This window comes from Nonomuraea thailandensis, assembly GCF_024172165.1.
Lineage (GTDB): Bacteria > Actinomycetota > Actinomycetes > Streptosporangiales > Streptosporangiaceae > Nonomuraea > Nonomuraea thailandensis.
The window spans coordinates 9297290-9315238 of record NZ_JAMZEB010000002.1; the positions used below are offsets into that span (position 1 = coordinate 9297290).

The 17949-nt window shown below is 71.7% G+C and carries 18 protein-coding genes; 6 read left to right on the plus strand and 12 right to left on the minus strand.

Going from position 1 to position 17949, the window contains the following annotated elements:
- Positions 1-8: 8 nt before the first annotated feature.
- Positions 9-1616 carry a DUF2207 domain-containing protein gene (locus HD597_RS46620; protein WP_253753058.1) on the plus strand — a complete coding sequence of 536 codons (1608 nt, stop codon included), beginning with the start codon at positions 9-11 and terminating at the stop codon, positions 1614-1616.
- A gap of 6 nt (positions 1617-1622) precedes the next feature.
- On the opposite strand, the gene HD597_RS46625 is transcribed toward HD597_RS46620, so the two are convergent.
- Positions 1623-2474 (minus strand): TIGR03619 family F420-dependent LLM class oxidoreductase, encoded by an 852-nt coding sequence (locus HD597_RS46625; RefSeq protein ID WP_253753060.1) that lies wholly within the window; start codon positions 2472-2474, stop codon positions 1623-1625.
- A 102-nt stretch (positions 2475-2576) separates the two neighbouring features.
- Here HD597_RS46625 and HD597_RS46630 point away from each other — a divergent pair, with 102 nt between their 5' ends.
- Positions 2577-3008, plus strand: a complete 432-nt coding sequence (locus HD597_RS46630; protein WP_253753062.1) for a DNA-binding protein — start codon at positions 2577-2579, stop codon at positions 3006-3008.
- A 5-nt stretch (positions 3009-3013) separates the two neighbouring features.
- Here the strand turns inward: HD597_RS46630 and HD597_RS46635 are convergent, their stop codons facing one another.
- Positions 3014-3943: an asparaginase gene (locus HD597_RS46635; protein WP_308210836.1), complete on the minus strand. Its 930-nt coding sequence runs from the start codon at positions 3941-3943 to the stop codon at positions 3014-3016.
- Between the two features lie 41 nt (positions 3944-3984).
- Here HD597_RS46635 and dtd point away from each other — a divergent pair, with 41 nt between their 5' ends.
- Positions 3985-4410, plus strand: a complete 426-nt coding sequence (gene dtd, locus HD597_RS46640; protein WP_253753066.1) for a D-aminoacyl-tRNA deacylase — start codon at positions 3985-3987, stop codon at positions 4408-4410.
- 245 nt (positions 4411-4655) lie between these two features.
- On the opposite strand, the gene ygfZ is transcribed toward dtd, so the two are convergent.
- The 4 genes from ygfZ to HD597_RS46660 all read right to left on the minus strand — a co-directional run bounded on the left by ygfZ (position 4656) and on the right by HD597_RS46660 (position 7129).
- A complete protein-coding gene (gene ygfZ / locus HD597_RS46645; RefSeq protein WP_253753068.1) occupies positions 4656-5594 on the minus strand; it encodes a CAF17-like 4Fe-4S cluster assembly/insertion protein YgfZ in 939 nt (312 codons plus the stop codon).
- 50 nt (positions 5595-5644) lie between these two features.
- The gene (locus HD597_RS46650; RefSeq protein WP_185110434.1) at positions 5645-6058 is read right to left on the minus strand and encodes a Fur family transcriptional regulator; all 414 of its coding nucleotides are present in this window, start codon (positions 6056-6058) and stop codon (positions 5645-5647) included.
- Between the two features lie 281 nt (positions 6059-6339).
- Positions 6340-6636 (minus strand): DUF2470 domain-containing protein, encoded by a 297-nt coding sequence (locus tag HD597_RS46655; protein WP_253753070.1) that lies wholly within the window; start codon positions 6634-6636, stop codon positions 6340-6342.
- Positions 6637-6640: 4 nt separating this feature from the next.
- The gene (locus HD597_RS46660; RefSeq protein ID WP_253753072.1) at positions 6641-7129 is read right to left on the minus strand and encodes a heme-binding beta-barrel domain-containing protein; all 489 of its coding nucleotides are present in this window, start codon (positions 7127-7129) and stop codon (positions 6641-6643) included.
- A gap of 62 nt (positions 7130-7191) precedes the next feature.
- On the opposite strand from HD597_RS46660, the gene HD597_RS46665 reads away from it, so the two are divergent.
- Positions 7192-7554: a DsrE family protein gene (locus HD597_RS46665; protein ID WP_253753074.1), complete on the plus strand. Its 363-nt coding sequence runs from the start codon at positions 7192-7194 to the stop codon at positions 7552-7554.
- Here the strand turns inward: HD597_RS46665 and HD597_RS46670 are convergent.
- The 6 genes from HD597_RS46670 to HD597_RS46695 form a co-directional block, all read right to left on the minus strand.
- Positions 7548-8345, minus strand: a complete 798-nt coding sequence (locus HD597_RS46670) for an ArsR/SmtB family transcription factor (RefSeq protein ID WP_253753076.1) — start codon at positions 8343-8345, stop codon at positions 7548-7550. The genes HD597_RS46665 and HD597_RS46670 overlap by 7 nt on opposite strands.
- Positions 8346-8410: 65 nt before the next feature.
- Positions 8411-9451, minus strand: coding sequence for a YihY/virulence factor BrkB family protein (locus tag HD597_RS46675; protein WP_253753078.1), 1041 nt, complete (start codon positions 9449-9451; stop codon positions 8411-8413).
- Between the two features lie 45 nt (positions 9452-9496).
- Positions 9497-10213 (minus strand): type 1 glutamine amidotransferase, encoded by a 717-nt coding sequence (locus HD597_RS46680; RefSeq protein WP_253753105.1) that lies wholly within the window; start codon positions 10211-10213, stop codon positions 9497-9499.
- Positions 10203-11432 (minus strand): MurT ligase domain-containing protein, encoded by a 1230-nt coding sequence (locus HD597_RS46685; protein ID WP_253753107.1) that lies wholly within the window; start codon positions 11430-11432, stop codon positions 10203-10205. Before HD597_RS46685 ends, HD597_RS46680 begins: the two co-directional genes overlap by 11 nt.
- Positions 11433-11497: 65 nt before the next feature.
- Positions 11498-14359 (minus strand): ATP-binding protein, encoded by a 2862-nt coding sequence (locus tag HD597_RS46690; RefSeq protein ID WP_253753109.1) that lies wholly within the window; start codon positions 14357-14359, stop codon positions 11498-11500.
- Positions 14360-14526: 167 nt separating this feature from the next.
- On the minus strand, positions 14527-16467 hold the full coding sequence (locus HD597_RS46695) for a hypothetical protein (RefSeq protein ID WP_253753111.1): 1941 nt from the start codon (positions 16465-16467) through the stop codon (positions 14527-14529).
- A 169-nt stretch (positions 16468-16636) separates the two neighbouring features.
- On the opposite strand from HD597_RS46695, the gene HD597_RS46700 reads away from it, so the two are divergent.
- Together HD597_RS46700 and HD597_RS46705 are read left to right on the plus strand one after the other, a co-directional pair.
- A complete protein-coding gene (locus HD597_RS46700) occupies positions 16637-17299 on the plus strand; it encodes a hypothetical protein (protein ID WP_253753112.1) in 663 nt (220 codons plus the stop codon).
- Entirely contained in the window at positions 17296-17946 is a 651-nt protein-coding gene (locus tag HD597_RS46705; RefSeq protein ID WP_253753114.1) for a hypothetical protein, read from the plus strand. Before HD597_RS46700 ends, HD597_RS46705 begins: the two co-directional genes overlap by 4 nt.
- Positions 17947-17949 lie beyond the last annotated feature (3 nt).

Sequence of the window (17949 nt, forward strand, 5' to 3'; positions counted from 1 at the left end):
TTGCCGCCATGGGTATCAGACTCACGATGGCCGCCCTGGCGGCCACCGCTCTGACGTTGTCCGCAACCCCCGCCGCTCTCGCAGCGGAGGCCGGGATGACGGACGAGGTCACGATGACCCTCGGCAAGGACGGCACCCTGCACGTGGTCGAGAAGATCAGCGGCGCCTCGGGGCAGCTGAAGCGCACGTTCATCACCAGGACGCGCTACGACGACAGCAACGACCGCCTTTACCAGATCTCGAACGTCAAGGGCGGCACCCTCACCGGTGACGTGCTCACCGTGACGGGCCAGACCGTCGAGTACGACGTCAAGGGGGCGGTGACGCCCTCGGGCGGCATCGAGGAGCTGCGCTGGTTCGCCGTGAACGGCTGGAACCAGCCGGTCGCCAAGGCCACGGTCAAGGTGACAGGCCCCGGGCAGGTCCAGAACCTGTCCTGCTTCGCCGGCGCGCTCACCTCGGCCATCGGCTGCACGTCGGCCTCCATGGACCACGGCGCCACGCAGGCCGACTTCGAGCAGGAGAGCATCGCTCCCGACCAGGCGCTCACCGTCATCGTCGGATACCCCAAGGGCTCCAGCAGCGGCAAGCCCATCCTGGACAAGCGCTTCTCGCTGTCGGCCGCGTTCACGCTCGACACCGTCACCGGCGGCGCCCTGGCCGGGCTGCTGGTGCTGATGCTCGGCGGCGTCGCCCTGCTCTACTGGACGCGCGGCCGTGACGCGCGGGTCGCCGGCCACGAGAGCGGCAAGGTCGATCCGGTGCAGAACGGCCACTTCTCCCCGCCCGACGGGGTGCGCCCCGGCCAGATCGGCACGCTCGTGGACGAGCAGGCCGACGTGGTCGACGTGACCGCCACCATCGTGGACCTGGCCGTGCGCGGTTACCTGCGCATCGACGAGCAGCCCAGGCAGACCTACGACGCGCCCGACTGGATGCTGGTCAGGGCGCCCAACGCGCCCGTGAACGCGCTGCTGCCGTACGAGCTGGCGCTCTACCAGGCCATCTTCGACGGGCGTGACGTGGTGCTGCTGTCGCAGTTGTCCGGCTCGTTCGCCGCCCACCTCGGCAAGGTGCGCGACGCGCTCTATGCCGACGTGGTCAGGCAGGGCTGGTTCGCCCGCCGCCCCGACACCGAGCGCACCAGGTGGACCACGATCGGCGTGGTGCTGGTCGGCGTGGGGCTGCTGGCCACGGTGGCGCTGGCCTGGTTCACCACGTACGGGCTGCTGGGCCTGGCCCTGGTCATCGCGGGCGGCGCGCTGGCCGTCGGCGGGCAGTACATGCCGGCCAAGACCGCCAAGGGGTCGGCGGCGCTGGCGCACACGATGGGCTTCCGGCAGTACCTGTTCTCCGGCGAGCTGGGGGACGTGCCCGAGCAGCACCGGGTGGAGCTGTTCTCGCGGTACCTGCCGTACGCGGTGATCTTCGACGGGGTGGAGCACTGGTCGCGGGTGGTGGCCTCCGTCACGGGCAACGGGCACCAGGCCGACAACCTGTACTGGTACCACGGGCCCGCGGAGTGGGACCTGTCGAAGTTCGCCGGCTCGATGCGCACGTTCACCCAGACGACGTCGGGAGCCATCTCCGCCACCCGCCAGTTCCGCTCCCTCTGAGGCTCTCTAGAGGGAGAATCGTTCGGCGAACGCCGACAGCTCCGCGCGCTGCTCGTCGGGCTCCGTGGCCGAGGGGCTGACGACGAGGCGGGTCACCCCCTGCGCGGCGAGTTCCTCGGCGCGGCCGGTGGGCATGTCGATCGCACCGAAGCGGGTGTACTCCAGCGCGTCCGGGTCGCGGCCCGCCTCGGCGGCGGTGGACCGCGCGAGCTCCCACAGCGCGGCCAGCTCCTCGGGGCGCAGCCTGCCGCCGGGGTAGAAGCCGTCGCCGCGCAGGCCCGCCCGGCGCGCGGCCGCCCGGCTCGACCCGCCCACGTGGATCGGCAGCGTGGTGGCCTCGTGCGGCTTGGGATAGCTGCACAGGCCGTCCAGGTCGAAGAACTCCCCGGTGAAGCCGACGCCCTCCGCACCGCCCGCCCAGAGCAGCCGCAGCACGTCGATCGCCTCGTCGGCGCGGCGGCCCCGGCCGGCGAAGTCCACCCCCACGGCTTGGGCCTCCCCCGGCAGCGCGCCGAGGCCCACGGTGAGCAGCCGCATCCTGCCCTTGGACAGCACGTCGATGGTGGCCAGCCGCTTGGCGAGGGTCACCGGGTGGTGGTACGGCAGCAGCAGCACGCCCGTGCCGAGCAGGAGCCGTTCGGTGTGGGCGGCGACGAAGGTCAGGGTGTCGAGCGGGTCGGCGTACGGCAGCGTCGGCGGCAGCTCGAAGGGGCCGATGCGGGCGCCCGGGTACAGCACGATGTGCTCGGGGACGTACAGGGACTCGAACCCGCGCTCCTCGGCCAGCCGGGCGAACGCGGCGAGCTTGTCGGAGTCGACTCCGTGGGGGGGCGTGCTGTAGCTGATACCGAACTTCATCGGCGTCACGTTAGTACCTTGACACCGGCGTCATAGCAATTGAACGATCTGTTTAAACCGAGATGTTGACATGCGGCTGTGTCATGCACCATCGTGATCCCCATGACTTCCGACGCCGACCTCTTCAACCCTCCGCAGCCCGAGCAGGCGCGGGCGCAGCGCGTGTACGCGTCCCTGCACCGGATCTCCGAGCGGCACGCGGCCACCGACGAGCAGCGGCAGCGGCAGGTGCACCCGTCGGCGCTCGCGCCGCACGAGGCCGTCAGGCTCGTGACGTTCCTCCTCAGCGGAGCCGCGCGGCCGGGCGACGGTGAGCCGGCGGTGGACCACGCCGACATCACCGCCGCGCTGAGCCTCGTCCCGCTGGTCCGCGGGGAGCTGGACGCGCTCGAAGCCACGCTGCTCCAGCTCGCCCGCGCTCGCGGCATGACCTGGCAGGAGGTCGCCTTCGGGCTCGGCCTCGGCACGCCGCAGGCCGCCAGGCAGCGCTACGAGCGCCTCGCCGGGCGCGTGCCCGACCAGGCCTCGGAGTAGACGCCTCAGCGCACCCGGAGCTCGCCGACCGGCCGGCCGCCGCCCAGCACCGTGCCGGCGGCGAGCTCGGCCAGCTCCGGCGCGTCCAGGCCCAGCGAGCGCAGCGCCGCCACGGTGACGGGCACGCGGGCACGCGTGCCGCCGTCCTCGATCTTGACGGTGCCGGCGCGCCCGTCCTCGAACACGAACGCGTCGAACGCCTCCGCCCCCGCCTTCAGCATCAGCCCGGGCAGCGCCCGCATCAGCTTCGCCTCCGCCCTGTCGGTGCCGGAGGTCCACTCGGGGTAGGTGCGCATGGCGTCGAAGATCTTGCGCTCGTACGAGTCCTCCGACGACATCGGGAACGCCCGGAACGCCTTCGTCACGCCCAGCATCGACACGTAGAACAGCGGCGCCCCGCACCCGTCCACCCCGGAGGCCGCCACCCGCTCCCCGGTCAGCTCCTCCACCGTCTGGCGGATCGCCCGCTGCAGCGGATGCGCCGGCTCCAGGTACGTGCTCAGCGGCCAGTCGTTCGCCACGCAGGTGGCCAGCATGGCGGAGTGCTTGCCCGAGCAGTTCATGTAGACGCGCCCGCGCTCGGTCGCCGCGCGGTCGAACGGGTAGTCCTCGGGGCACTGCAGCGCCGACTCGTCCAGCCCGGCTCCCGCCAGGATCTTCCTGACGCCGTCCACGTGGAAGGGCTCGCCCGAGTGCGAGGCGCAGGCCAAGGCGAGCAGCTCGCCCTCCAGGCGCAGGCCGCTGCGGAGCATGCCCAGCGCCTGCAGCGGCTTCATCGACGACCGTGGCGAGGCCGGCACGTGCACTGCGCCCCTGGTCTCGACCGGGCGGCCTGCCGCGTCCACGGTCAGCATGCGAGCCTGATGCGTGGACTCCACGAACCCGGATCGGACAACTTCCACAATCAACGACATTTCACGCTCCCCTTTCGACATGAGTGTATGAAGCGTTTGGTCCTGGTCCAGAATGGGATGCCATGCGAGCAGTCGTACAGAGGGTCAGTTCGGCGTCCGTCGAGGTCGACGGGCAGGTGGTGGGGGCGATCAGCGAGCCGGGGCTGCTCGTTTTGGTGGGGGTCACGCACACGGACACGCGTGCCGAGGCCGCCAGGCTCGCCGCCAAGCTGTGGGGGCTGCGCGTCCTGCACGGCGAGAAGTCCTGCTCGGACGTGTCGGCGCCGCTCCTGGTGATCAGCCAGTTCACCCTGTACGGCGATGCGCGCAAGGGCCGCCGCCCCACCTGGCAGGCCGCCGCCCCGGGGCCCGTCGCCGAGCCGTTGGTGGATGCGGTGGTGGCGGAGTTGCGGGCGTTGGGGGCGCGGGTGGAGACGGGGGTGTTCGGGGCCGACATGAAGGTGGCGCTGGTCAACGACGGCCCCATCACCCTGGTCCTGGACATGTGACGCCGGGCCCGGCCTGGGCGGCGCGCCGCCCAGCGAGCCAGCGGGCCACCGCCACACGGCGGCGCAAAACGCGGCGGGACGTGGCGCCCAGCACGGCGCAGCGCCCAGCACGGCACGGCTCACGGCGTGGCGCGGCGCGGCGCGGCACGGCTCACGGCGTGGCGCTGCGCCCGGCGTAGCACCTGCATGGCGCTCAACACCGCACCGGCGTAGGCCCCGCGCGGCGGGTGCCGCGCGGGCCGGGGTTAGCGGATGCGGCGGCGGAGGGACGGGTCGATGGTGACGTTGCGGCCGGCGTCCGGCGGGACGATGACCTCCTGGGCGGCGGCCACCCCGCCCGCGAGCAGCGGCGCGTCCACCGGCACCGTGCGCTTGACCACGGCCAGCGCGATCGGCCCGAGCTCGTGGTGGCGGGCGGCCGAGCCGACGACCCCCACCTCCTGGCTCTCGAAGATCACGGGAGCCCCGTGCGCCGGCAGCGTGTCGACGCTTCCGTCCAGGTGCAGGAAGACCAGGCGCCGCGGCGGGTGCCCCAGGTTGTGCACCCGGGCCACCGTCTCCTGCCCGCGGTAGCAGCCCTTGCTGAGGTGCACGGCCCCGCCGACCCAGCCCACCTCGTGCGGGATCGTCTTGTGGTCGGTCTCGAAGCCCAGCCGCGGCCGGTGCGCCTCGATGCGCAGGGCCTCGTACGCCCACAGCCCCGCCAGCGGCTTGCCGAGGTGGTCGGCGAGCTCGGCCCGCGGCACCAGGACGTCCTCCGTGGCCGTGGACAGGACCGCCAGGTCGTCGGCCCGCGACACCTCCACCCGCAGCATGAACCGCATGCGGTCGAGGTAGTCGACCAGGCTCTGCGCGGTGCCCGGCTCGACGTGGGCCAGGACGCTCTCGCCGTCGTCGGTCAGCGTGAGGTGGTGCTGGACGCGGCCCTGCAGGTCGAGGTCGAGCGTCTGCGTCCACTCGCCCGGCTGGAGCGTGTCGAGCTTCTGCGAGGTGAGGTCGTTGAGCCATTTCAGCCGGTCCGCACCGGAGATGCGGATCACCTCGCGGTTGCTGCGGTCGACGACCGCTTCTCCCTTGACCAGTGCGCGCTGCTCGGCGAACAGGTCGCCGTAGTGCGCTGCTACGTCGGAGTCAGGGGCGTCCGCCGGGACGGCGCCGGGGAGGTCGAGCAGAGGGCTACGCATGTCTTCCAGGCTATCCGCACCGCCGGAGGCGGCCGTCCGCCGCGGGGGTGTCAGCGGCAGTTGCGGCAGCGGCCGAAGACGGTCAGGTGGTGGACGTCGGCGACGAAGCCCAGCTCCTCGTCCAGGCCCTTGACCAGCCCCTCCGCCAGCTCGGGCCGCACCTCGAACACCTCGTCGCAGCCCCGGCACACCAGGTGCACGTGGTCGGCCTCGGCCGCCAGGTGGTAGGTGGGGGCGCCGTGCCCGAGGTGGGTGTGGGTGACCATGCCGAGCTCTTCGAGCAGCTCCAGCGTGCGGTAGACGGTCGAGATGTTCACCCCGCGCGCCGTCTGGCGGACCTTGACGCAGATCTCCTCCGGCGTGGCGTGCTCCAGCTCCTTGACCGCCTCCAGCACGAGCTGGCGCTGGGGAGTGACCCTGTAGCCCTTGGCGCGAAGTTCCTCATGCCACTGCGTCTCGGTCATGCCCTCGATACTACGGCCCGACGATATTCACTTGCCCCTTTCGCGGCGGAGCGCATAGCTTCTTGAGTACGCGGAAAGGAGGTGGTCCGAATAATGGTTAGTCATAGTCGGGCTAGCGAGGTGGTTGTCCGCTGACCTCGCGGACTGTTGTCTCGTGACGTGATGCGAATACGAGGCAACCACCGGGGCCCCTGGCAGCCGGAGGGCGGGACATCGATCCCGACCATGGTCCATCCGGCCCGCCGCCACGGCGGAGTGTTGCCCGGGGCCCTTCTTCAGTTTCAGTGCTCGCCGCGGGCCTGGAGGCCGAGCTTCTCGCACGCCTCGCGGTAGAGCAGCACGACGGCCTTGCGCACCTGCGCCCGCTCGGTGAGGGTCTGACCCCAGGGCACGCGCACCCGCTCCCCGCCGTCGATCGTGAACGTGATCGCCTCTGCGTCGACGTCGCTGGTCAGCGCCGTCTTGGCGTCGGGCCGCCCGCCGAGCCCCCGTACGATGATCAGCCCGTCGTCGGCGTGGTCGTCATTCATGTGCCGCTTGATCGCCTCGACGGCGTCAGCGGTGAACGGCGTGCTCATGGGATCAGGCCACCTTCTTCAGCTCTGCCGACATGTGGTCCGTGAGCGGGTGCCCGACGGCCGCCATCTCGTACGCCCACATGAGATTGCCGTTGACCAGGCCGTACAGGCGGTGGCCCGCGGTGTACTCCTTGGCCGAGGCGGTGCGCGCCACCACGTCCGTGCGCAGCTCGATCTTGTGGAAGACGACCTCGCCGATGTAGATCTCGACGATCCCGGTGGGGTGCGACAGGACGACCTCGATCTGCCGGTCGGGCAGGGAGCGCCAGTAGCCGGACTCCGTGGCCAGCGGCCTGACCCGGTTGCCGGCGTCGTCGAGCAGCCAGGTGCGGCTCACGTACGTCAGGAACGGTTTGCCGTTGTGCCCGAACTCGATCTCCTGGCCGAAGTTGAAGCTCTCGATCGTCGGGTAGCCGCCCACGCCGGCGCCTTCCCACCGCCCGAGCAGGAACGCGATCGGCTCCAGGTCGGGGTGCACCTCAGGTTCTTCCATGCTCCCCAAGCGTAGTGGCGCGCCACGCCCGTACGGGCTCGTCCGGGGCTAGGGTGACGGATATGGCACGTTCACTGGTGATCAAGGTGACCGCGGGGGCCGACGCTCCCGAGCGCTGCAACCAGGCGTTCACGGTCGCGGCCGCCGCGCTCGCGAGCGGTGTATCCGTTTCCCTGTGGCTGACCGGCGAGTCGTCGTGGTTCGCGGTGCCCGGCCGGGCCAAGGAGTTCAGCCTGCCGCACGCGGCGCCGCTGGCCGACCTGCTCGACGCGGTGCTGGCGGCCGGGCGGGTGACGCTCTGCACGCAGTGCGCCGCCCGCAGGAACATCACCGTGGACGACCTCCTGGAGGGGGTGCGGATCGCGGGCGCGCCGGCGTTCGTGGAGGAAGTGACCGCCGAGGGCGTGCAGGCCCTGGTCTACTGACCGGCGGGCAGGGTCTCGCCGGTCTCCAGCAGCGTCTTGAGGCTCGACAGGATCTGCGGCCAGCCGCCGCTGATGGCCTTGCGCACGGCGCTGTCCGCGCCGAAGCCGCCGTGCGTGACGGTCAGCTTGACCAGCTCGCCCTGCTGTTCCAGGTCGAAGGTGACCGTCGAGCGAGGGTCCCTCGTCCAGGCTTCGAGGTCGTCGCCGCGCAGCCCGGCGAGCTCGACGAACTCCGGGGTGAAGGTGTGCCAGGTGTAGGCCAGGCGCTTGCCGGGCTCCGCGGCGAGCACGACCTGCTCCGGGTCCTTCATCGTGATGCCCTGGTACTCCCAGGTCACCGTGGAGCCCGCGCTCCAGTCCGACTTGAGCGCGACCCCCCAGTAGCGCTTGGTCCACGCGGGGTCGGTCAGCGCCTGCCAGAGGCGCTCGGTGGTGGTGCGGATGAAGGTGGTGTAGACGAAGTCGGGGTCGTGCCGCATGGGATGGCCCTCCAGTGCCGTCTTGAGGTCCGCCAGGGCGTCGGCGCGGTGGCGGTCGTACCGGTTGATCCAGCGTTCGGCGATGGCGTTGATCGGCACGGCGTTGAGGTAGTGCAGCTTCTCCCGTCCGCGACGCACGGTCGTGACCAGGTTGGCCTCCTCCAGCACGGCCAGATGCTTGCTCACCGACTGCCTGGCCATGTCCAGCTCCGCGCACAGCTCGCGCAGGGTCTGGCCGTTGCGCGCGTTCAGGCTGTCCAGCAGGCTGCGGCGGCTCGGGTCCGCCAGCGCCTTGAACACCTCGTCCATCATGTCGCCATCCCAACACGCAGCCACTCGGCTGCCTTTTGCAGGATAGGCAGCCATACGGCTGCGTGTCAAGCTCCGCGTCGCCTCCCGCGGAACAGGCCCCGCACCGCGCCGATCACCGCCGCCCCGACCTCTCCGACCATGGGCTCGCGTTCCTCCTCCGCCGTGGGCCCCGGGTCGGGGTGCGCGGGCTCGGCGCAGCCGGCGCGGCAGGCCTCCAGCTGCGCCGCGAACGCCATGCCCAGGAAGAGCGCGATCGAGCTGAGGAACGACCACAGCAGCAGCGCCATCACGGCGGTCAGCGGCCCGTACGTGTTGCCGAACGAGCTGTTGTACTCGGTGTAGGCGGCCAGCCCCAGCGTGAACAGCGTCCATAACCCCAGCGCCACCAGCGCCCCCACGGCCAGCCACGTGTGCCCCGGCTGCCTGCGCCGGGGCGAGGCCCGGAACAGCGTGACCGTGGAGGCCAGCGCGAGCAGGAAGCCGAGCGGCCAGCGGACGAAGGCGAAGGCCTGGCGGGCGCCGGAGCCCCAGCCGTACGTCTCGCTCAGGGCCGCGCCCAGCTCGCCGCCGCCGACCAGGACCGTGAATCCGGTGATCATGCAGATCCCGGCGGTCAGCGCCAGCACGACCGCCCTGGCGTACTTGCGGTGGAACGGCCGGTCGCGCTCGACGCCGTAGATCCGGTTCGCTCCCCGCTCGAACTGCGCCATCGCCGAGGCGAGCGCGGCCAGCGTGGTGACCAGCCCCAGCCAGAGCGCCAGCTCGTCCCTGGCGCCGTTCCCGCCGCGGAGCACCTGCGCGATGGCGTCCGTGCCGCCGCCGGGCGCCAGGGCGCTCAGCGTGAGCCGCAGCACCCGGCCCAGCTCCTCCTGGTGGGTGACCGCGCTCAGGCCGACGACGGCGATGGCGCCGGGGATGATCGCCAGGCAGATCTGGAACGCCAGGGCCCGCGAATGGCTCATGCCGTCGCCGTAGCGGAACCTCGTGAACGAGTCGCGCACGAAGTGCCAGCCGCCGTACTTGCGCAGGGTCTCCCACGCGTCGTCGGCGGACAGCTCCTCCCCGCTCATCGTGCGGGTCTGGGGGACAGTGACCGTGGATCCCACGGCCGACGTTCTACCCCACTTCGGGGTGGTTCACGTAATTCGCCGTCAGGAGGCCTGGAGCACCGTCGTCAGGCGCTCCTGGCGCAGCGCCTCGTAGCGGGAGTCGTCGAGCGGCGCCAGCTCGCCCACCCGCCACGACAGCAGCAGGTCGGCCAGCGCCGGGTTGCGGGCCAGCGCCGGGCCGTGCAGGTAGGTGCCCACGACGTGCCCCGCGTAGCAGCCCTCGAACCCGTCGCCGTTGCCCACGCCCTTGACCGTCCGCGACAGCGGCCGGACGCCGGGGCCCAGGTGGGTGACGCCCATGTGGTTCTCGAAGCCGGTCAGCGTGGGCAGGTTGAGCGCGGCGTCCACCTCGGCCACCAGCTCCCCCACCGCCCGCGCGGGGCCGCGGGAGCTGGAGATGTCGAGCAGGCCGATGCCGTCGACCGGCTGGCCCTCCTCGCCGCCGAACGTGCTGCCCATGATCTGGTAGCCGGCGCACACCGCCAGCATGGCCGCGCCGCGCGCGATGGCGCGGTGCAGGCCGCCGTCCCTGCGCAGGCGCTGGGCCGCCAGGATCTGCGGGCGGTCCTCGCCGCCGCCGATCAGGTAGATGTCGCCGGTCTCGGGGACCGGGTCGGCCGAGCGTACGTGGATCGTCTCCGTCTGGATCCCCCTGCGCTGCGCCCGCTGCTCCAGGACCAGCGCGTTGCCCTGGTCACCGTACGTGCTCAGCAGGTCGGGGTAGATCCAGACGATGCTAAGGGCGCTGTCAGACGGCACGGCCGAACTCCGATCGGATCTGCTGGAAGGCGGTGTAGTTGGCGATCACGTCCACCCGCCCGGGCGGCTGCATGGCCAGCGCCTCCGAGAACGTGCCGCACAGCGTGAAGGGCACGTCCGCCACGTCGAGCCGCAGCGCCAGGTCGAGGCGGCGCTCGCCGGTGACGAACACGGGGCGCCCGCGCAGGATGCGGTAGTCGACGTCCCACAACCACGAGGTGTCGCGCCCGTCGGGGCCCTGCGCGTTGACCGAGAGGATGATCGGCAGCTGCGGGTCGGCGACGTCGAACGCCTCCAGCCAGCCCGCCGGGTTCTTCGCCAGCAGCAGCCGCGCGTGCCGGCCCTCGCGCTCGACGGTGGTGTAGCGGCCCGCCACCGAGGTGACCTCGCGCAGCCGGGGCAGCGCCCGGTCCACCGGCAGCCCGAACGCCTCGGCCACCGCCAGTGCCATCACCGCGTTGGAGCGGTTGGCCTGGCCGGGGAGCTGGATGTCGAGCAGCCAGCGCTGCCCGCGCGGGTCGATCGCCGAGTCGTCGTCGACCACCCACTGCGGCTCAGGCCGGTGGAACGTGCACTCCCGGCACGCCCAGTCGGCGTCCTTGCGGTCGAGCGGGCCTCCGCACTCGGGGCAGCACCAGGAGTCCTCCTTCCACCGCTGACCGCCCGCGACCCAGGTGACCTTGGCCGCGGTGGAGGCGCCCCAGGTGACGAGCGGGTCGTCGCAGTTGGCGATGACGTGGGTGGGCTTGCCGGACAGGGCCTTGCGCCACTTCTGCGCCAGCAGCCAGATCTCGGCGGCGCGGTCCATCTGGTCGCGGCTGAGGTTCATCAGGCAGACGACGCCGGCGCCGGTCGTGGCGAGCACCTCGGGCAGATACTTCTCGTCCACCTCGAGCACGCCGTACGGGGCGCTCTTGTGCTGGGAGAGCGCGGAGACGTGGCCGGCGGGCATGTTGGCGCCGAACGCGTTCGTGGCCACCTCGCCGAGCTCCAGCAGTGCCGAGGTGATCAGCCTCGTGGTGGTGGTCTTGCCGTTGGTCGCACTGACCAGGGCCAGCTTGCGGTCGCGGGCCAGCTGGCGCAGGAGGTCGGGCTCGAGCAGCAGGCCGACCCGACCGCCGATCACCGAGCCGTCGCCACGCCCGGTCATCCTGGACAGCGTGGCGGCGCTGCGGCCCAGGGCACTGGCGAGCTGGGCCCGCAGAGGAAGCTGGGTCATGTGCAAGGATCCTAGTCGGCGTTGGCCCCAAGTCTGGAGACACGCGCGAAAACGCCCCTTTACGATCAGGGGCCCGGCGGCTCGGCGAAGGCGATCTCCGGAGAGCCGCCGTGCTCGAACGGCAGCACGAAGCGGCGCGGCCACGACAGCACGCTCTCCAGCCAGCCCGCCCCCATCGTCTGCCCCGCGTGCCTGATCCTGGCCGAGGACTCCACGCCGATCGCGACCGTCGCGATGTCGCGCTGCACGCCCTCGTGCTCGTCGTCCCCGAGGATCACCCGCCAGGCCAGCGCCCGGTTGTGGTCCACCTCCATCGACAGCGGGTGGTGGCGCAGCGCCTTGGCCCGGTGGCCGAGCAGCTCGGGCTCGACGGAGCCGTGGCCGGCGCCGCCCGGCTGGCGGAACAGGGCGTACTCCATGGGGGGCGCGGGGCTGCGCAGGTTCGGGGCGGGCTGGCCGTACGGGAAGAGCCTGTCCACCTCGTGCAGCCAGCGCACCTGCGGGATGACCCACGACGCGCCCGGCCGCTCGCCGCCGCTGTCGGCGCCGCCCAGCAGCCGCGTGGCGGTCTCCGCGGCCTTCTCGGTCAGCAGGGCCGGGTCGAACCACGTGCGCAGCGACCAGGCGCGCCGCTGCACCGAGCGCTCGACCAGGGTGGCGAGCAGGCATTCGCGGCGCCGCGCCGGCAGGTCGGCCCAGGCGGCCGACAGGGCGCGCGGCACGCCGGGCAGCGGCCGGTTGCCGACGAAGGCCAGCACGACCGTGTCGCACCAGATGCGCAGCCACGCCCACTCGGCCGCGCCGGCCAGCACGTCGGCTTCGCGCAGCTCCACCAGCGTGCACGCCTGCCCCGTACGGCACTGCGCCCCGCAGGCCGCCGACCGCCGGCCCCGGATGGGCGGCGGCGGCCCCGGCAGCGCCTTCTCCCTGGACTCCCCGAGCGGCACGCGCACCCGCAGCGGCCGGTCCATCCCGTCGGCGAACACGGCGGCCGAGCCCGGCTGCAGCGACACCACGTGGCGGGACTGCTCGTCGCTGAGGTTCATGGCGGCGCCGACTAGCTGCCTGTCGTCCTCGGCGGGCAGCCGGTGCACGACCTTCAGCGCGGTGTTCTTCACGACGTCGGAGACGAGCTTGGTGGGGATCTGCTCGGCCACCACGATGCCCTCCCCGTACGCCCTGATCTCGGCGAGCATCCCGGCCAGCAGCTCCACGGCGTGGGTGGAGGCCCGGCCGTGGCCGCGGTCGCGCAGCAGCCGGTGCGCCTCCTCGATCACGATGACGTGCCGCAGCTCGGCCGAGCGTTCCCGCCTGGCCCGCATGCGCAGGTGCTCGACGATCCGGATGATCAGCGTGCCCATGAGGAACGCCTTGTCCTCGTCGTTGGCCACGTCCTCGATGGCCAGCACGACCTGGCGTTCCAGCAGGCCGCCGATGTCGGCGGGGTGGCCGCCCTCGAAGAAGCGCCCGGCGGAGCCGACGCGCAGCGAGCGCAGCCGCAGCGAGATGAAGCCCTCGACGTCCGCCTGCACCTCGCGGCCGTAGCCGATCTCCTTGATCACGTCCATGGCGTGCTGCTGGAGCTGTTCGAGGGTGGGGACGCTGGGCGGCACGTTCGAGCCCGGCACGGCGCCGCCGGTGACCACGTCCCAGCCGGTCGCCTCGTAGACGCGCTGCAGCGCCAGCGACATGATCTGCGGGAACGGCTCCTCGGCGTCGAACGCGGCCATGAACAGCGCCCTGACCATGTCGATGTGCGCCTGGACCGGGTAGCCCGGCTCGGGTTCGAGCGGGTTGACGCTGAACGGGACGCCGTCGGGCGCCGACGGGTTGATCACCGTGACGGGCTCGTCGACGCGGCCCGCCATGGCGGCGTACTCGGACTTGGCCGGCTCGATGGCCAGCCACGGGATGCGGGCCCTGCTGAGCTGCTCCAGCAGGTGCCGCACGGTCTGCGACTTGCCGGAGCCGGTCGCGCCCGTGACGAACGCGTGCCGGTTCAGCGTGGCCAGCGGCACCCGGAACGTGCCGACGCCGCGGTCCTGCCCGTCGAGGATCTCCCCGAGCTCCAGTTCGCCGCCCTCCGACTCCGACGTCACGTCGAAGAAGCCCGAGTCGAGCACCCGCACGCCCGGCACCTCCCGCCTGGGCAGCCCGGCCAGCGCGGCCAGCGCCCCCGCGGTGGCGGCGAACGGCGCGGCGGCGCCGTCGGCCGGGTCCTGCATGGTGATGGCCAGGGCCTCCGGCAGGGAGTAGGCGGCGCCGTGCGAGCTGCGCAGCCGGTACGGATGCTGGCTCATCTCGACGGACCCGACGAGCACGGGCGCGATCTGCCGCAGCTCGTCGGCCGTGGCCCCGCCGGCCAGCACCCGCACGTTCCACAGGCCGGCCTCGCGGAAGGCGTCCAGCTCCTGCATGCGGCGCTCGGCCCGCTCGGCGTCGTAGCGGGAGCGCTCGGAGGCGTCGCCGTACTGCCGCAGCACGTTGAGCTGCGTGCGCAGGTGCGCCACCTCGGCGTCGAGCAGGTCCGTCGGCTCGGCCACGACCAGCCAGGCGAACGGCCGCGACATCAGCGTCACCAGCGTCGACTCGAACAGCGTGGGCCGCTTGAGCTCGTCCGGATCGAACTCGCGCCCCTTGCTGCCCAGCGGCGGCGCCTGCCGCCCCGGGCACGGCGTCCACACCAGGTCGGCCAGGTCGGCCAGGTACTCCTCGTTCAGCCGCACCCCCCGCGCCCCGCCCGGGAACAGCAACGGCTGCGGCCCGCTCGGGTCGTCGGGCAGGTCGGTGGACCTGCGCGGCTGGCGCGGCGGCGACAACGGGCCGGCGTTGGTGATGAGTTCGAGCGGCGCCCCCGATCCCCGCGACAACCATCCGATGACGAACGGCCGGTCGCGCTGCGCCGCCGACAGCACCGCAGGAAGCACAGTGACGAAATCCCACTCCGCCGACGAGCTTCGCGAGGGTGCTGCGATCGACTGAATTCGATACCAGGGCCCGCTCAGCGAGACACTCGGCTGCATTTCAATCCCCCACAGACGGTTCTTTGTTAAATTCCGCCAACCGTCAGCTCATCACCTCGACATTGACCATGTCATTGCCTCCCCTTGCGCCAGTCCAGGCGTGGCGGTGGTGGCCCGAGGTTCGGCGGCGGCTCTCCGTTGCCGTCCACGGCCTGCGGGTCGAGCGCCAGCACCGCCTCGCGCACGTCCTCCAGCTCGCCCAGCGTGGTCTTGGGGAAGGTGAGGATGGCCGGGTTGGCGTCGGCCAGGCGTACCCGGCGGCCGTCCGCGGTGGCATCCGTGACGATCACGGACGTCGTGGGAAGCTGCTGGAGCTGGTGCGGCTCCACCAGGAACTCGCGCGAGCGCTGCAGCACCCGTTCCTTCTCCGAGATCTTGTCGGCCGTCCTGCCCCACTCGGTGGACTCGGTGATGTCCTCCGCCAGGTCCGCGTGGTCGCCGTCGCGCTCCTCGCGCCCGTCCTCGACCTGGGAGATCGTGGAGGTGTAGCCGCCGTCGAGGCCCGGCAGCGAGTCGCTGATCGTCTCGGTGAGCTGGGCCAGCTCCAGCCGGTGCTCGGTGCCGACGTGCTCGCTGGCGACCCGCGCGTCCTCGGCGTTGCCGAGGCGCATGAACGCGACCGCGGCGTGCCCCCTGCCGAGCCGCTCCCGCACGGTCGGGGTCAGGGAGCGGTAGGTCAGGACGAGCCCGGTACGCGAGGTCTCGCAGGCGTCCATCAGCCGGTCCAGCACGTCGCCCCTGAGCTTGTCCGCGCCCGCCACGATGATCGTGTGGTACCAGGGCCGGTCGGAGGAGGGCGACTGGCGCAGGATGTGGGTCAGGGCGGTGGCCACGTACGTGCCGAGCACCCGGTTGCCGAACACGCCGGCCTGCCGGTCCATACTCACCACCCGCAGCCGGGCGGGCGGCAGCCGTACGGCCTGCGTGCCGAGCGTCTCCAGCTTGCGTAACTGCGACTCCAGCGCCCAGGCCCGCTCGATCACCACCCGGTCGCTCACGCCACGCCCGAACAGCGTCCCGATGCGCTCCAGCTGGGTCGCGGTGATCAGCCCGAACCGCAGGTCGTCGCGCGGGTCGCCCACCTGCGCCAGCGCCCGCAGCGCGGCGGTGACCTGGCTGATCGTGGCGTTCTCCCCGAGCACCTCCAGCACCCGCTCCAGGATCGCGTTGTCGAAGCTGAGGTCGCGGGTGCTGCGCTGCTCCTCGCTCACGCTCACCACGTGCGCCAGCACGTCCGCGAACGCCTCCGGCTTGAGCGTGGCGCCCAGGTCGAGCCGGGGCAGATCGACGGGCAGCACCCAGACCAGCGGGTCGTCGCCGCCCTTGCGGGCCAGCTCGATGAGGTCCTTGGCGATCGCGCCCTCCGACAGGTCCAGCACGGTCAGGTGCCCGCCGCTGTAGAGCCGGGTGGCGCCGAGCAGCGTGACCAGCGCGGACCAGCCCGGTAAGGTGCCGCCGGCCACGTCGATGCGGTCGAGCTCGTCGGGCACCGCGACCGCGTACCAGGTGAGCTGCCTGTCGTGGCGCTCCTTGGACTCCTGCCACTCGCGGTAGCGCTCGGCGTGCTCCTCCTGGGCGCGGAACAGGTCCTTGTCGCGTTCCCGGCGCTGCCGGTCGTCCCTGGCCTGCTGCTCCAGCACCCGGTACCTGACCGCCCGGTCCCCCTGCAGCAGCGCGTAGCTGAGGATGGCCGCCACGCCGCCGGAGGCGACCAGCGCGACCAGCGCGAAGGGCCAGGCGAGATAGCCGGCCAGGGCGACGGCCAGGATCACCACGGTCAGGGCCAGCAGGAACACGCGCAGGAACCGGACCGGCCGGTTGAGCATGTCCTCCTGCATCCGCTCGCGGCGCATCAGCTCCTGCACGGCGGGGTCGGGCTCGCCGGGCGCCTCCTCGACGGGCGAGGGGCGTTTGGGCGGGGGGCCGGGGTCGGGATGCAGCAGGATGTACTGCCAGCCCAGGTAGATGCGGTCCGCCTGGAGCTGGGCATGCTCGGGATGCACGTCCGTCACGTGACCCTCCGGCCGCCGATATGTCATGAGGAGTGGGGGTCAGCCCTTTCCGCTCCGTGACAGCGTATGAGTTACAAGCGCTATAGCGGCAGGGTTCTCGGCAATTCGACCGGTCCGATGGGAGCATTGCGGCAGATGGGACAAGCGATACCTATTACCATCCTTACCCATGACGGAACCCTCCGGCGGCAGCACTGACAAGCCCAGACGCCCGGTAGTGGTGCCCGCGATCGCCCTGGTGGCGATCACAGTCATCGGCATCACCGCTCTCCTGGGCGGTCTGAACGAGACTCCCGACGCGCCGGACCCGCTCAGCGAGGGCGCCGTGCTCGATCAGGGCCTGTATTCCACGAAGTTCGTCGAGTCCCGCGTGAGGATCGAACCGGCTCAGAACGAGTGGGACGAGGAGAAGCGGTTCGTGGAGCTGCTCTTCGACGTCACCAACCAGGGCGACGCGACCGCCTCCGTCGGCCTGCCGCCCGAGAAGCCCGAGCAGGCCTTCACGTTCACCTCCTTCGCGGGCTCGCTGGTCAAGATCTCCCCGGCCTTCGACAAGGACGCGGGGCCCTTCACCTTCGCCCTCAGCAAGGGCGGCGAGACCCGTCAGCTCCATCCGGGAGTGCCCTCCCGGGTCGTCGTGCGCTACAAGCTGAAGGAGAACGAGCAGCCGCCGGAGAAGATCACGCTCGACGTGGCCTCCTTCGAGTTCGAGTCCCAGTTCAACGACGACATCCCCGCCTGGCAGATGATCTCGAAGGAAGTGGGCGAGAAGCACCTGCCCGAGATCAAGGCCCGGGTGACCATGTCGGTCAAGAAGGGCGACGCGGCGTGACCGCCACGGAGCCGAGATCGGCGGTCAGCGGCGGGCCGGCCCGGCGCGGCAGACGGGCCGGCAGGCGGCGGGGCGGCGGCTCCCGGTGGCTGAACGCGCTCGCCGGGGTGGTGCTCGTCGCCGGCGCCATCGGGCTCCAGTCGCTGCACCTGAGCGAGGGCGAGACCTCGAACGCGCTCGTCTACACCGGGGAGAAGGGCGAGGAGGTGGACGCGCGGCGGTTCACCGCGCGGGTGGACTCGTTCTCCGTGGCCAAGGGGATCCAGGACAACAGCTCCACCATCGGGACCGACAACCTCTTCCTCGTCATCGCCGTCTCCGCCAAGTCCAGCCTGAAGCCGTACCACATGCGGGAGGCGGTGCTGGTCACGGCCGACGGCAAGAGGTTCGCCACCACCGACCGCGTGGACAGCTCCCTCACCCTGGCCCACACCTGGGTGCAGCCCGACATCTGGGTCAGCGGGCGGGTCGTCTTCGAGGTGCCGGCGTCGGCGCTGCCCGGCGCGAGCGTGCTGCTCGGGCTGGGCACGACGACGCTGGTGGAGTCGTACCGGCCCCAGGTCGAGGTGGATCTCGGGCTGGACGAGGAGGGGGCGCGCAAGCTGGCCGCCTCGCCGCAGGACGTCTACTCCTTCGTGAAGAAGTGATCG

Excerpts from the sequence above, each read along its gene's own strand:
- HD597_RS46700 (WP_253753112.1), top strand. The coding sequence starts at position 16,637 with ATGACGGAACCCTCCGGCGGCAGCACTGACAAGCCCAGACGCCCGGTA.
- HD597_RS46650 (WP_185110434.1), bottom strand. The coding sequence starts at position 6,058 with ATGACCGAGACGCAGTGGCATGAGGAACTTCGCGCCAAGGGCTACAGG.
- HD597_RS46685 (WP_253753107.1), bottom strand. The coding sequence starts at position 11,432 with ATGACCCAGCTTCCTCTGCGGGCCCAGCTCGCCAGTGCCCTGGGCCGC.
- HD597_RS46660 (WP_253753072.1), bottom strand. The coding sequence starts at position 7,129 with ATGGAAGAACCTGAGGTGCACCCCGACCTGGAGCCGATCGCGTTCCTG.
- HD597_RS46665 (WP_253753074.1), top strand. The coding sequence starts at position 7,192 with ATGGCACGTTCACTGGTGATCAAGGTGACCGCGGGGGCCGACGCTCCC.
- HD597_RS46630 (WP_253753062.1), top strand. The coding sequence starts at position 2,577 with ATGACTTCCGACGCCGACCTCTTCAACCCTCCGCAGCCCGAGCAGGCG.
- HD597_RS46625 (WP_253753060.1), bottom strand. The coding sequence starts at position 2,474 with ATGAAGTTCGGTATCAGCTACAGCACGCCCCCCCACGGAGTCGACTCC.
- dtd (WP_253753066.1), top strand. The coding sequence starts at position 3,985 with ATGCGAGCAGTCGTACAGAGGGTCAGTTCGGCGTCCGTCGAGGTCGAC.
- ygfZ (WP_253753068.1), bottom strand. The coding sequence starts at position 5,594 with ATGCGTAGCCCTCTGCTCGACCTCCCCGGCGCCGTCCCGGCGGACGCC.
- HD597_RS46635 (WP_308210836.1), bottom strand. The coding sequence starts at position 3,943 with ATGTCGAAAGGGGAGCGTGAAATGTCGTTGATTGTGGAAGTTGTCCGA.
- HD597_RS46670 (WP_253753076.1), bottom strand. The coding sequence starts at position 8,345 with ATGATGGACGAGGTGTTCAAGGCGCTGGCGGACCCGAGCCGCCGCAGC.
- HD597_RS46620 (WP_253753058.1), top strand. The coding sequence starts at position 9 with ATGGGTATCAGACTCACGATGGCCGCCCTGGCGGCCACCGCTCTGACG.
- HD597_RS46655 (WP_253753070.1), bottom strand. The coding sequence starts at position 6,636 with ATGAGCACGCCGTTCACCGCTGACGCCGTCGAGGCGATCAAGCGGCAC.